This is a genomic window from Thalassolituus sp. UBA6592 (assembly GCF_002433655.1).
Lineage (GTDB): Bacteria > Pseudomonadota > Gammaproteobacteria > Pseudomonadales > Oceanobacteraceae > Venatoribacter.
Genome location: NZ_DJIO01000067.1, coordinates 38,830 through 52,776, shown reverse-complemented (window position 1 = coordinate 52,776; position 13,947 = coordinate 38,830). Strand labels below are relative to the sequence as shown.

Genomic DNA, 13,947 nt, shown 5'->3' with positions numbered 1-13,947 from the left:
ATGTTTATGCGTTATCGGGTCGTATTCATGGTTAATTCATGCCGAAAAAAGACACCGGCACGATATGCTGATATGGCTTTCCTATCTGCACGAAGCGGGCATCGCGCAGCGGTACTTCGTCGATCACGTACAGGCAGCGATTTTCTTTTCCCCAGTCGGTAATGTACTGACCAAGAGCCTTGCCCAGATTCGAATCCATTAATAAAACCAGCGGCTGAGTCAGCGGATAGCGGGCTTCATCCAGAGCGTTGCGGATCGTGTGTGCCAGGGTTTTGATCCCTTGCGGCAGGATATCCCGGCTGTCTTCGATACTGATGCAGGCGCCGCTGACCGAGCTCATCGCCAGGCGGACAGCACGGTGCCAGCCATCCGCTTCTGTGTTGGCCGGCAAACGGGAAATGATTGGCAGATCATTGAGCGGCAGACGTCCGGGGTCAGACAGATAGAGGCTGCTGCCGGACACATCACAGCTGTGCAGTGTGAGCCCCATGACGGTGGCACGCCCCGCGTGCTCCGGTTGGTGCCGTAAATCGGCGGCCAGCAAAGGCGAGGCGATAATTCCCTGTGCCAGAACCACACCAAGATCACCGTAGCAGGTCTGCGCTGGCCACTCACCGGTACGTTCATGTTGGTAAATAATTTCACCGACACCGCCGGAAAACGTTATCAGAGGGTGGGTGCCGGCATTGGCCGCTGGTGTAAAAGGCATCTGTAATAAGCTTTTATGCAACGGCGAGCGCTGAAAAAAACTCATATCGCCAAGGGCAATAAATTCCAGCGCGGTGACGTAAAAATTCACTACGGCGTCTACTTCATCTGTGTTCAGCGTGTCGCCCGGTTGTTTTTCACAACCGAGATATTGCAGCAGTAATGAGCCGAATGAGGAAAATGACAGCAGCGTATAGGTGCCCGGCACAAAGGTCAGATGGCGGGCACCGATATAAAAGCAGCCACAGTCAAATACCTGCCCGTTTAATCCCTGAGCCGGATTCGTTGTACCGCCGCCGATATCCAGATTGATCAGTGCCCGCGTGCTGTGGTGGCGGCTTAATGTGGCGCAGCTGCCCATAAACGCCAGCCAGGATTCGAGTCCGGGGTCGTCGGCGGTTGCAATCAGACTGTTGCCCAGACGGCGACTGATCATATCCGTCAGCAGCTGCACATTTTCACTGCGCGCGGCCAGACCAGTAATCAGGGCAGCACCGGCCACCTGTATGTCTGGCTGACCAGGAGCTGCGTCTGAACGCCAGTCAGCGGCGCTCAGCCATTCATCCAGCAGCGCGTTAATGCGCGATTCGTCGAGCAGCTCGGCCATGGTAAAGGGCGTAAATACCGGCTCACTCTGCAGCAGCATACGCGGTTCGCTGAAGCCCATGCGACCATCCAGACTGTGGCGGCCAACGCGCACTTCCGCCAACATCATGCTGCTGGTGGTGGAGCCAAAATCCAGACCGAGCAGACGCAGGGTATCCTGCGGGTGGGTGTTCTCCTGCCGAATTGTGTTCTCCTGTACTGGCGCTGCGCTGGCTGTATCTGTCATTGAGTCTGTCATGGCTATCGGTTGGAGAATTTGGTACCCAAATCTGAAATAAAAATTCCTGAAGAGAATATTCAAGATGTGCGCCATGCTGAGTCCAGGCTCAGTGTCTTTTTGTAAGGGTTAGATAGCTGAAGATAGATAAGCGGCTGATTTCTCGTTGGTTTTTGGTGAAACCGGACGTTGTGAACAGCGCCCCCAGGCAGTGCAAAGCCCGGGGGCGCCGCTTGTGCTGCCAGAAAGGAAGGCAGCACAGGAATCAAAACAGGGCAGGATCAGATTCGATCAATACCATAGGGAAGCAGATGTTGCTGTGGCGCGGTCCGCTGAGGCGTTTTTATCCCTGAATCAGACAGTTGCCCGCTCTTTCCGTCAGACTCGTTGACCTCTGACAAGAGCAGGTGTTGAGCATCGCCCGACGATGCCGGACAATCGTTTCAGGTTTTAAAGTTAAGGATGGTCTGTGAAAAATACTTCCCTGGCGGATATCCGCCGGCGCTTGTTTCTGAAGCGTTCGGCATTACTTGCTTCCGCTGCGCTGTTGCCAATGTCAGTTCAGGCCCGAACCCGCAGTACAGATCTGCTGCTGGGGGGGAGGTCGTTTTAAGCGTTCCCTTGAGTCGCCAATGGAGTATGTGCTGTCTGTGGTGAATCCTCATAAAGACAGTATTCAGACCATTAAGACAGATTTCTTTCCCCACGGTTTTGCCTTCTCGCCCAGACGTAAAACGCTGGTGTACAGTTTTGAAAAAATCGGTAATGGCGCTGCCCTGCTTGATCTGGACGCTATGGAAGTGGTGCAGACTATTCCTCCGGTTAAGCAGCGTCAGTTCTATGGTCATGGTGCCTGTAGCCGCGACGATCAGTATCTGTTTTCGACGGAGACTTCGCCGGATGGTAAGGGGGCAATTGGTATTCGCGATCCGAAAACCCTGGCGTATCTGGGCGATTTTCCGACTTATGGCGATAACCCACATGAGTGCCGTTTGATTGAAAATGATTCGGTATTGATGGTTACCAATGGCGGTGGAACCAGAAGCAGCGGTGTGGCCGGATCCCTGTGTTATATCGACGTAAAAACACAGAAATTACTGGAGCAGGCAGAAATGCCTGATCCTGCCTTTAACACGGGCCATCTGTTTCCGTTGGCGGATCACAGGGCAGTGGTCGTTTCGGCGCCAAGACTGGGGCTGGACCAGCGTTACCGGGGGGCCGTCAGTGTCTTCACCGGCAGTGGCGATCTGCAGCCAATGAAAGAGCCGGCAGCCGTGGTGAACAATATGCTTGGGGAATCATTGAGCATAGAAGTTGTACCTGAACGAGATCTGTTTATTGTCACTCACCCAACACCGGGTATGCTGACCTTATGGTCCATGAGTAAACTCGAATACCGCGGCCATCTGCTAACCGAAAATGTACGCGGTGTTGCTCTGTCGGAAGATCGTCAGTGTGTCTGGGTCAGTTGTGGGCGTCAGGCAGATATTGCGGCGCTGAATCTGGATACCCTGAAAATGGAGCCCCAGGTTGCAGTGTCAGCTTCATTTATTACCGGCTCACATCTGATTAATATGGCTATGATTTAACTTCATATCGCCTCAGGGCACGCATAAAAAACCGGGATAATCCCGGTTTTTTGTGCCCGTTATCGCTGCCTTACTCAGGCATCGCCAAAACGATTGCTCAGGTATTCAAATACCGCGCGCATGCCCATGGCTTCACCGCCCACCGGACGGCCGCTGAGTTTGCGGTTGTTCCACGCCATGACATCAAAGTGTACCCAGGGGGTTTCTTCCACAAAGTGCTCCAGATACAGAGCTGCGGTAATGGCACCACCGAAAGGTGTCGCTGCGCAGTTGGTCATATCGGCGATATCACTTTTCAGGAAGTCTTTGTACGGCTGATGCAGCGGCAGATTCCACACCGGGTCCGAAACTTTCTGACCAACCTGCATCAGGTCTGATGACAGTTGCAGCTGATTGGTGAAGAAGCCCGGCAGTTCGGTGCCTAAGGCGACCCGGGCGGCACCGGTCAGGGTGGCGTAATCAACCACCAGTTCCGGGTTTTCGCTGACGGCTTCAGTCAGGGCATCACACAGTACCAGACGGCCTTCGGCGTCGGTGTTGTCGATCTCGACCGTGGTGCCTTTGCGTGTATTCAGCACATCTCCCGGGCGGAAAGCATTACCGCTGACGGCATTCTCCACAGCAGGAATCAGCAGACGTAAACGTACCGGTAACTGCTGCGCCATAATCAGGTAAGCGAGGCCAATGGTGTGGGCTGAGCCGCCCATGTCTTTTTTCATCCAGCGCATGGCGGCGGAAGGTTTGATATCCATACCGCCGCTGTCAAAACACACGCCTTTACCGACCAGGGTCACTTTCGGGTGGGATTCATCGCCCCAGCGCAGATCAAGCAGGCGCGGTGCGTGCACACTGGCGCGGCCAACGGCATGCACCATAGGATAATTTTCGCTCAGCAGATCATCACCGATGATCTGTTTGAAATCGGCGTTAAATTCCTGCGCCATGGCTTCCACCGCTGCGGCGAGGTTTTCCGGCATCATATCGGCGGCGGGCGTATTAATCAGATCGCGCACCCGCTTGGTGGCTTCGACCAGCATCTCCGCCTGGACAAGAATACTTTCATCTTCCAGCAACAGGCGCGCCTGCTCTTTACCCGGTTTCAGGTAGCGCTCAAAACGGTAAGCGCCGACACCCCAGCCAAAGGCGATATTCAGCAGATGTTCTGCTGCAGCGTCATTGGCAATGGTGTAATCGCCGGCCGGCAGAGCGTTGGCCAGTTCGCCACAGGCGAACATATCATCGAGGCTGTCGCACACGAACAGCGCCTGAGTCAGTTCACCCTCACTGTCCGGTAATAACTGAATACCTTTACCCTGATAGCCGCTGGCTTTGATCCAGTTCTGCGTCAGGGGTGGTTGCTGCTCCAGCCAGTTGCTGTAGTTTGCGGATTCAAGGACGGTCAGCGCGGTAGCGGGGGATTCTGAAGCTTGCTTCAGCGGAACGAGGACGGCAGACATGAGATCTCCTGATTTCAGTAGTGCTTCCAGTATAGAGAAACGCGGTGGTTATTTACCGGACTGGTGGCAAAATAACCTTTTCCGACAGATACCTGCAATATACACCGGGACGGGCTAAACCACAGGCGCTGAAATTAAAACACCCTGTTTTCAGGCTTTCAGCGCTGCAACTCGTACACACACATATTAACCGCGGAAGCCAGATTCAGGGATTCAATGGCGCCGTTACCGGGAATGGTATAGGCGGTGACATTCAGCCCCTGCAGCTGTTCATGCGGTACTCCGCGGGCTTCGTTACCAAAGACAAAACAGTCGTGTTTTTTTATCCCGTCACTGCTCAGGGCGTCGCCCTGCATATCGAGACAGGCGATGGATTGGTAACGCTCAGGCAATGCATTGATATCGATATCCTGCTCAAACGCCACATGAAAAATGGCTCCCATGCTGGAGCGCACGACTTTCGGATTGTACGGATCAACGCTGCCCGGGCTCAGCAGGCAGCGCAAGCCACCAAACCAGCCGAGGGTGCGCAAAATAGTACCGAGGTTGCCCGGGTCCTGTACTTCATGCAGATACACGGCACGTTCTTTCTGGCCGTTGTTACGGGGTACATTACCAGTGTTATTCTGAAAATCCTGCGGCGCAAACGGCACGGCAGCAATAATGCCCTGTGGCGATTTTGTGTCCGACATCTGACTCATGGCTTTTTTGCCGACCAGGGTGACGCGGTAGTGATCGCCCAGCTGTTCATCAACCCAACGGCTGTATTCTTCGGTAATAAACAGTTCAGAGGCACGCAGATGCGTCTGCGCATTGGTCGGATGAAAAGCCGCTTTATGCAGTTCCAGAATCAGATGCTCGCCTTCCAGCAAAAAATGCCGCAATTCGTTACGGTATTTTTTCTGCTGCAGTTTTTTTACCTCATCGACTTTCATGCGTTCAGTCCTGACAGCATATCGGTGATCACAGCTTCTGCGACTTTAATGCCATCAACACCGGCAGACAGAATACCGCCGGCGTAACCGGCACCTTCACCGGCCGGGTACAGACCTTTGGTGTTCAGGCTCTGCAGAGTGTCACGGTCGCGGGTAATGCGCACCGGCGATGAGGTACGGGTTTCAATACCGGTTAAAATGGCATCATTACGGTCAAAGCCTTTAATCTGTTTACCGAATTCCGGCAGTGCTTCCTGAATTGCACGGATGGCATATTCCGGCAGCGCCTGATGCAGGTCGCCCAGTTTAATGCCCGGCTTGTAAGAAGGTTCGACCTGACCGAATTCGCTGGAGGGTTTGCCGCGGATAAAATCGCCGACCAGCTGCGCCGGTGCGTTGTAATCCGAACCACCCAGTTCAAAGGCTTTTTCTTCCAGTTTTTCCTGCAGTTCGATACCGGCCAGCGGGCTGCCCGGATAATCTTTTTCCGGCTCAATACCCACCACAATAGCGGCGTTGGCATTGCGCTCGTTGCGCGAATACTGCGACATACCATTGGTCACCACGCGGCCTTCTTCTGACGTTGCCGCCACCACGGTACCGCCGGGGCACATACAGAAGGAATACACAGGGCGGCCGTTTTTCGCCTGATAAGTGAGCTTGTAGTCTGCCGCCCCCAGCTCCGGATGACCGGCGTATTTACCCAGACGGGCTTTATCAATCTGTGATTGCGGATGCTCCACGCGGAAACCGATGGCGAACGGTTTGGCTTCTACGTGCACGCCCTGTTTATACAGAGCGCGGAAGGTGTCACGGGAGCTGTGACCCAGCGCCAGTACCACGTGGCGGCTCATGATTTTTTCGCCATTGGCCAGCACCACACCTTCGGTCTGGCCGTTGTTGAGAATAAATTCGCTGACCTTGCTTTCAAAGCGCACTTCACCGCCCAGGCGTTTGATCTCTTCGCGCATGGTGGATACCACGCCGGTCAGACGAAAGGTGCCGATGTGCGGTTTGCTGACGTACATGATTTCTTCCGGCGCACCGGCCTTGACGAATTCCGCCATCACTTTACGGCCGAAGAATTTCGGATCTTTGATCTGGCTGTAGAGCTTACCGTCGGAGAATAAACCGGCACCGCCTTCACCGAACTGCACATTGGATTCTGTGCTCAGCTGCTTTTTACGCCATAACGCCCAGGTGTCTTTGGTGCGCGCGCGTACTTCTTTACCGCGCTCCAGCACAATAGGTTTAAAACCGGCCTGGGCCAGAATCAGCGCTGCGAATAAACCGCACGGGCCAAAACCAATAACCACAGGGCGTTCGGATAAACCTTGCGGAGCATGGCCCACCGGATGGTAATCCGTGTCCGGTGCGGTGCGGATCTGCTGATCGTTTGCGAAGCGTGCCAGTACGCCGGGTTCGTTATTTACATTAGCATCAATGATGTAGATAAATTTGATTTCGCTGTTCTTTTTGCGCGCGTCGTAGCTGCGTTTGAAGACAGTGAAATTCAGCAGGTCGGCATCTTTGATCTGCAGACGCTCAACAATGGCGTCACGCAGAGCAGATTCGGGGTGATCAAGGGGCAGGGAGAGCTGATTAATACGGATCATAACGGTTCCTGGCCGGGAGTTGTCCGGCAAAGGTTAAAAACCGTTATTGTAGCGTGTCGGGCGGCATCAGTCGCCCTTTCTGATGCCGTTATGAACTGGCATTTATTGCAGCAGATTGATTTATTCTTTTGTTTTCGGGCGCTGGTGACTGTGCTTGTGGCTCACCTCTGTTAACGCGCTGATAAAATCCATACTCTTCCTGTTGTGTGCATAGACGGCATCGGCATCCACTGTCTCAACGGTTTTTAACGGACGCTGAGGTGTGTCAGTGGTCTGTTCAGTTGCTGCGTTTTCTGACTCTTGTCTGGATTGTTGCTGTGGCATATCCGATTCCCTGTCGTAAGGTTGAATTAGCAAATCAATTAGCTGCATATTGCCAGAGCTGGCTGAACGTTATCTGAATCAGGCGCTTCAGTAATCCACAGATTCCGGCTGGTGCCCTAAGAAAACGGCATTTTGTATGGTTCAGTCAAGGTTCAGGTTTACCCGTTAGTATTATCCGTGAAGAAAGGAAACATCCGTAGGTGAAATACCCGTGAAAAGAATCCGTCTGTTGCTGATGAGCGCACTATTATCCGTTGCCTGTATACGGGCAGTGGAGGTGCGTGCTGATGCTGCAGAAGACGAGGGTGAATCCGGTTGGGTAGAGAAAAACCTGAATCCGCGCACTGAGTGGGTGGAAGGTCTGATGACGCCTTTTAATCGCTGGGTGGAGAAAAATATCCAGCAGGAAGACGCGCTACCTGCCAGCGACCGTGCGCTGACGGACTTCAATACTCAGCCTCCGCCTGCGGGGCTGATCAGTCCGCAGGAAGCCGGCCGTCTGATTCTGCTGCTGGAGAGCGGGCAGGTACTGAAGGTGGAATACATGGCCACTGAGCCGCCGGCTTACAAGGTCCGGTTGCTCAGTGAGCAGGGCAGTATTCAGCAGTTTTACGTTAACGCCCTCGACGGCACACTACTGGATGATGAGCCTGTGGCACTGCCGGATGATGAGTCTGCAGCGCTGTTGGATGATGAGTCTGCAGCGCTGTTGGATGATGAGCCTGCGGCCAGCGATAACCCGCAGAAAGAAGATAAAAAGAATACCACGAGCAAAAGCCCGCAAAACGAAGGAAAGGAAACCACACCATGAGAATATTAATTGTGGAAGACGAACGGCCGATCCGCGAGCAGATCACCCGGGGACTGGAAGCCTGTGGCTGGCAGGTGGATCAGGCACAGGATGGCCGTGATGGGTATTTTCAGGCATCCGAATATCCCTACGATCTGGCGATTATCGATCTTGGTCTGCCGCACATGGATGGTATTGAAGTCATCCGGCGGTTACGCAGCGATGGCTGTCAGTATCCGCTGTTAATTCTGACCGCCCGTGGCGGCTGGAAATCCCGGGTGGAAGGACTGGAAGCCGGTGGTGATGATTACCTGGAAAAGCCATTTCATATGGAAGAATTACAGGCCCGGGCCAAAGCCCTGCTGCGCCGCACCACCGGCCATTCCAGTGTGATCGCCCACGGGCCGCTGGCACTGGATACCGATACGCAGACCGCCAGTCTGGATGGCCGGCAAATGGAGCTCACGGCCTATGAGTTTAAAATTCTCGATTACCTGATCCGTCATCCACAGCAGGTGGTGGGTAAAACCACATTAACGGATTATCTCTACGCGCAGGATTTTGAACGCGACTCCAATGTAATTGAAGTTCTGATGGGACGTCTGCGTAAAAAGCTGGCGGCAGCCGATGGTTATGCGCCGATCCGCACGCTGCGCGGACGCGGTTATCAGTTTGTAATGGACTGACTATGTTCAATTCGCTGCGCAACCGGATACTGCTGATTTCTTTGCTGATGCTGACATTGCTCATGTCCGGCGTTGGCACCTGGCTGTACCGGTCGTTTTATGCAGCACAGGTACAGGGCGTAAAAGAAACCCTGCGCATTTACAGCTATTCATTGCTGGGCAGTGCCGACCGCGTGATGGGCCAGATTCAGTTACCCGAATATTTACCCGAAGGACGTTTTAATACAGCGGATTCGGGATTGCTGGCGATGCTCAGTGACTACCGCAATCAGACCTTGTGGACCTCGCACTCGGCCGAAAGTATGCCCTTACCGCAGACGCTGATGGTGAGTGCCGGAGAACAACGCTACTCGTTTGCAGCGCTGAACGGTGAGGATTTTCTGTTGTTGCGCGCGGGTATTCGCTGGGGCAATAAAGAACAGGATCAATACACCCTGACCCTGGCGCAGACGTTACAGCCGTTGCAGCAACAGTTGCACGAATACCGTAATACGCTGATGGCGGTATTGCTTGGCTTTGGTTGCCTGCTGTTAATAATTCAGGGGCTGGTATTGCACTGGGGGCTGGTACCGCTCAAACGCGTTGCCCGTCAGCTGAATCAGATTCATCAGGGGCAGCTGGACCACATCAGTGGCCGCTATCCAATGGAGCTGACGCCGCTGACCAATAACCTGAATTTACTGTTAAAAAATGAGCAGGCGCAGCGCGAACGCTACCGTAATCAGCTGGCGGATTTATCCCACAGCCTGAAAACCCCGCTGGCAGTAATCCGGGGGTTAACAGAAGGCGAAGCGGGTTTAACAGAAAGCAAAGCGGAAACCGGTTCACAAATGCTGCAGGAAATACGCGCGCAGACGGACATCATGAATGAACGCATCCGTTATCAGTTGCAGCGGGCAACCAGTCAGTCATCGTCGCTGAGTATTCGCCAGAACCGGATAGCGGATGTCATTACACCGCTGTGCTCGGCAATGAAAAAAGTGTACGCCGCAGATGCGCTCGTCATTGATCAGGCCATCGGTGATGTGATTTTTTTTGGTGATGAGCAGGACCTGCTGGAAATCGCCGGTAATCTGATCGACAACGCCTGCAAATATGGTCATGGCCGGGTACGGGTCAGTACGCAGCAGAATGCTGATGAATGGCAACTGCTGGTGGAAGACAATGGCAGCGGTGTAGCAGAAGATCAGCGCGAGCGGATTTTACAGCGCGGGGTGCGCCTCGACAGTCTGCTGCCCGGGCAGGGCATTGGTCTGGCACTGGTCAGTGAGCTGGTGGCTCAGTATCAGGGCCGCATGCAGGTCAGGGAATCCACATTGGGCGGAGCCTGTTTTTGTGTGAGTTTTCCGTCGCTGCGAGCGGACGATCCGGCGCTTTGACTGCGCGCAGTCAGCTGCCGGATGTTCAGGGAACGAGAGATAAGGGGATAAATAAAAATGAAAAACCGGATTAAGCGGCTGGTCAGAAATAACAACAGCGGCCGCACTGGAAAAAGCTGTACGGGCAGCCATAAAAAAAGCGCAGCCTCATTATTGATGCTGTGTCTGTGCAGCTGTTTGTTGGCCGCCTGTTCCAGCGTCACCGTGCGCCCTTATGGTGGTGAAAAAGATACCTCACCGCCGGATTATCAGGACAGCAAAGCCTTTTATATTCTGGCGATTTTCGGTGACCACACAGTGAATACCAGTGAAGTCTGCGGCCAGCGCCGGGTGATGCAGATGCAGGCCGTGACCAGTTTATCGGACTGGCTGCAGTCACTGTTCACGCTGTTTATTTACACGCCGCGCACCGCCAAAGTCTGGTGTGAAAAGCAGGACGCGGTATTTCTGTCACCCTACGCATTGCCAGCTCCCCAGGGCGGCGTTATCGGTGAAAACAGGCAGGAAATGCTGCAGGAGGAGGTATGAAAGTGAACCCATGGCAGTCCCGGCGACGTCTGCGCTGCTCATTATTTTCTGTCACGCTGTTAGCCATTACGTTATCCGGCTGTGGCACCATCCGCTTTACCCATGACCTCAGTGACGAGCGGCAAACCACGGAAGGCAAAAGCCAGTGGCATCACGGTACCCTCGACGGCATGATCGAAGTCTCGCAGCCGAAGAACCTGTACCGCACCTGTCGTGGCAAACCATGGCAGGAAGTGAAAGTGCAGTACAGCGTCTACAACGGCATTACTGCTCTGACCGTGGCGGCCGGAGTGGGCGCCGTGGTACCGGTATTGGATGCGGTAAGCCTGTGGACCCCCTGGACGGTCACCACCGTCTGCGCTGAATAACGTTTTCAGGCCCGTTGCGCTGTCAGTTGCGCTTTCAGTGGACTGTCAGCCGCGCTGTCATCGGCTGGCAGCGCCAGGGCCTGAGTCTGTCGTTGGTTTCTGCTCCTCTGACCTTTTAATCCCATCCCGTTCGGCCTTCGTGCAGCTACCCGTTTAGCTGATCGTTCAGCCTTCTTTAACCCCACCTTTAACCCCAACCCCGTCTCTGAATTCGTTGATACTGCGCGAACTGTCAGCGTCTTATAAAAAATAAATAAGAATTATTCTCTTTTGGTGGTTTATCTTAAGCTATTGAAATATAACAATTTTATCTGAATTCAGGTGCTGATTTGGCCATCATTCTGGAATAACCGTACGAATTTTATGTTGCAAAACTAAATGATATAGATTCTCATTACAGTCCTTGACGAATAATGACAACGCATAACGTTAACTGACATAAGGTTTATTCAGCATGGCTCACATTGAATCGCGTAAGCGCCCTGTCGCTCACAGCATTGGTCTGGCCAACAGTATCGGTCTGGGCGGAACACTGATGGCGGGTCTGCTCGCTCCCGCTGTACATGCAGCGGACGATGCAGACGTTGCCGAGTTATCTAAAGTTTCTGTCGAAGCCAGTCAGAAACCGGGTTACAAGGCCGACAGCCTGTCAACCAAATTCACTGCACCGGTTAAAGACACACCACAGACCATGCAGATTATTGGTGCCGGACTGCTGCACGATCAACAGGCTGCAACCCTGACCGATGCGCTGCGTAACAGCCCGGGTGTGGGTACTTTTTATGCAGGGGAGAACGGTAACTCCACCACAGGTGATGCCGTGCGTATGCGTGGCTTCGACAGTTCAGGCTCTATTTATGTGGACGGCGTTCGTGATATGGGTTCCGTATCACGCGATACCTTCAACACCGAACAGATTGAAGTGGTAAAAGGCGCAGCCGGCAGTGACTACGGCCGTACCTCGCCAAGTGGTTCCATTAACCTGATGACCAAACAGGCGTTCCTCGGCAGCGCTCTGGGCGGCACTGTGTCAGTGGGCACGGATGAGCAGAAACGTGCCACGCTGGACGCTAACCAGGCCATGGGCGACAACAGCGCAGCACGTCTGAACCTGATGGTGCAGAAGAGCGGCGTTGCCGGTCGTGATGAAATCGAAAACAAGCGCTGGGGTATTGCTCCGTCGGTGGCGTTTGGTCTGGACACCGACACCCGTGTATACCTGAACTATCAGCATGTTCAGCAGCGCAATATCCCCGACGGCCATGTGCCGACGGTGGGTCTGTCCGGCTATTCCAGCCCGGATGAAAGCGTGCCGGAATGGGATGATGCACCGAAAGTCGACAGTGAAAACTTCTACGGTACCCACGACGATCACGACGATGTCGATATGGATATGGCGACCGTGATCGTGGAGCACAACTTCTCCGGTGATACCCTGCTGCGCAACGTGACGCGCTGGGGTAAAACCGATCAGGAATACGCGCTGAGTGCGTTTATGTCCCGCTCGTTCACCACCGCCAGTGGCGATCCGGCAACACTGGATAACCTCGATGAATGGGAAATCAGTCGTCTGGTGAACACCAAAGATCAGACCAACACCATCGTCACCAACCAGACTGCTCTGGTGACCAGCCTGTACACCGGCGATGTGAAGCACACGCTGTCTGCCGGTCTGGAACTGACCCGGGAGAAGCTGGAAACCGACGGTGTCACCGGCGCGGCGGATGACGTAAATCTGTATAACCCGGACGACAGTGCTGACATTACTCTGACCCGCACCGGTGCCGGTTCTGAAGGTAAAACCACCACCAAAGCCGTGTACCTGTTTGATACGGTAGAAATCGGCGAAAGCTGGCTGCTATCCGGTGGTGTGCGTTACGACACTTACCGCACGGAATTTGAAAGTACCGCTGTGTGTGGCGGCCGTCGTGGTCCGGATTGTGCCGGTGCGCCGGAAGGCACCGTGCTGCCATCGGTGGATGCCGATACCGACGGCAACCTGTTCAGCTGGAAACTGGGTGCCATGTACCGCTTCAGCAATGGTCTGAATACCTATGTGAATTACGCCCTGGCGCAGCAGCCACCGGGTGGCAGCAATATGCAGCTGAGCAACAGCGAGCGTAGCGCGGACAATTCAGATTATGATCCGCAGGAATCCCGCACCACAGAAATCGGTGCCAAGTGGACCACCGCTGATGACCGTCTGCTGTTGACCGCGGCTGTGTACCGTACCAAAGTCAGCAACGAAGTTGAGCAGGATGAATCCGATGGCACTTACCATCAGAACGGTGAAAAGCGCGTACAGGGTATCGAGCTGAGCGCGGTTGGCGCCATCACAGACAACTGGGATATCAGCGCTGGTTTCACCACCATGAAAGCCACGGTAGAAGAAGGTTCTGCCGATGCGCAGGATGGCAGCGACAACCTGACCTATAACCCGGAGAAGGCGTTCACCAGCTGGACCAGCTATCAGTTCTCAGCACTGACCATTGGTGGCGGTTTACGCTATGTAGATGGTCTTAAGCGTGGCACCGATGGTTCTGTCGGCACGCCGGAAGAAACCGCAGGTTACACCGTGGTGGACCTGATGGCCGGCTACGACATCAGCTCTGATCTCGGCCTGCAGCTGAACGTCTACAACCTGTTTGATCGTGAGTACATCGCTTCGATCAACAAGAGTGGCTACCGCTATACCCCGGGCGCACCACGCTCCGCCATGCTGGCTCTGAACTGGCAGTTCTGAT

General features: G+C 54.2%; 12 protein-coding genes. 7 read left to right on the top strand and 5 right to left on the bottom strand.

The features are described 5' to 3' along the window. Positions 1 to 31 precede the first annotated feature (31 nt). Positions 32 to 1,540 carry an ethanolamine ammonia-lyase reactivating factor EutA gene (locus B2Z72_RS06485; RefSeq protein WP_296983087.1) on the bottom strand — a complete coding sequence of 503 codons (1,509 nt, stop codon included), beginning with the start codon at positions 1,538 to 1,540 and terminating at the stop codon, positions 32 to 34. Between the two features lie 623 nt (positions 1,541 to 2,163). Between B2Z72_RS06485 and B2Z72_RS06480 the strand changes: the two genes are divergently transcribed. Next, positions 2,164 to 3,120, top strand: a complete 957-nt coding sequence (locus B2Z72_RS06480; protein ID WP_296983086.1) for a DUF1513 domain-containing protein — start codon at positions 2,164 to 2,166, stop codon at positions 3,118 to 3,120. A 74-nt stretch (positions 3,121 to 3,194) separates the two neighbouring features. Here the strand turns inward: B2Z72_RS06480 and B2Z72_RS06475 are convergent, their stop codons facing one another. The 4 genes from B2Z72_RS06475 to B2Z72_RS06460 form a co-directional block, all read right to left on the bottom strand. Then, positions 3,195 to 4,577, bottom strand: coding sequence for a leucyl aminopeptidase family protein (locus B2Z72_RS06475; protein WP_296983085.1), 1,383 nt, complete (start codon positions 4,575 to 4,577; stop codon positions 3,195 to 3,197). Positions 4,578 to 4,735: 158 nt separating this feature from the next. Continuing rightward, positions 4,736 to 5,512: a TrmH family RNA methyltransferase gene (locus B2Z72_RS06470; RefSeq protein WP_296983084.1), complete on the bottom strand. Its 777-nt coding sequence runs from the start codon at positions 5,510 to 5,512 to the stop codon at positions 4,736 to 4,738. After that, positions 5,509 to 7,128 (bottom strand): NAD(P)/FAD-dependent oxidoreductase, encoded by a 1,620-nt coding sequence (locus tag B2Z72_RS06465; RefSeq protein ID WP_296983083.1) that lies wholly within the window; start codon positions 7,126 to 7,128, stop codon positions 5,509 to 5,511. Before B2Z72_RS06465 ends, B2Z72_RS06470 begins: the two co-directional genes overlap by 4 nt. Positions 7,129 to 7,248: 120 nt before the next feature. Continuing rightward, complete coding sequence (locus B2Z72_RS06460; protein ID WP_296983082.1) at positions 7,249 to 7,452, bottom strand: hypothetical protein; 204 nt, start codon at positions 7,450 to 7,452, stop codon at positions 7,249 to 7,251. Between the two features lie 211 nt (positions 7,453 to 7,663). Between B2Z72_RS06460 and B2Z72_RS06455 the strand changes: the two genes are divergently transcribed. The 6 genes from B2Z72_RS06455 (at position 7,664) to B2Z72_RS06430 (ending at position 13,946) form a co-directional block, all read left to right on the top strand. Next, positions 7,664 to 8,263: a hypothetical protein gene (locus B2Z72_RS06455; RefSeq protein WP_296983081.1), complete on the top strand. Its 600-nt coding sequence runs from the start codon at positions 7,664 to 7,666 to the stop codon at positions 8,261 to 8,263. After that, a complete protein-coding gene (locus tag B2Z72_RS06450; RefSeq protein ID WP_296983080.1) occupies positions 8,260 to 8,928 on the top strand; it encodes a response regulator transcription factor in 669 nt (222 codons plus the stop codon). The genes B2Z72_RS06455 and B2Z72_RS06450 overlap by 4 nt, the downstream gene beginning before the upstream one ends. A gap of 2 nt (positions 8,929 to 8,930) precedes the next feature. Next, positions 8,931 to 10,307 (top strand): ATP-binding protein, encoded by a 1,377-nt coding sequence (locus tag B2Z72_RS06445; RefSeq protein WP_296983079.1) that lies wholly within the window; start codon positions 8,931 to 8,933, stop codon positions 10,305 to 10,307. A 180-nt stretch (positions 10,308 to 10,487) separates the two neighbouring features. Then, positions 10,488 to 10,835, top strand: coding sequence for a Bor family protein (locus B2Z72_RS06440; protein WP_296983078.1), 348 nt, complete (start codon positions 10,488 to 10,490; stop codon positions 10,833 to 10,835). Beyond that, positions 10,832 to 11,203 carry a hypothetical protein gene (locus B2Z72_RS06435; RefSeq protein ID WP_296983077.1) on the top strand — a complete coding sequence of 124 codons (372 nt, stop codon included), beginning with the start codon at positions 10,832 to 10,834 and terminating at the stop codon, positions 11,201 to 11,203. Before B2Z72_RS06440 ends, B2Z72_RS06435 begins: the two co-directional genes overlap by 4 nt. 454 nt (positions 11,204 to 11,657) lie before the next feature. Further along, entirely contained in the window at positions 11,658 to 13,946 is a 2,289-nt protein-coding gene (locus B2Z72_RS06430; protein ID WP_297004400.1) for a catecholate siderophore receptor Fiu, read from the top strand. The last annotated feature ends 1 nt before the right edge of the window (position 13,947 follow it).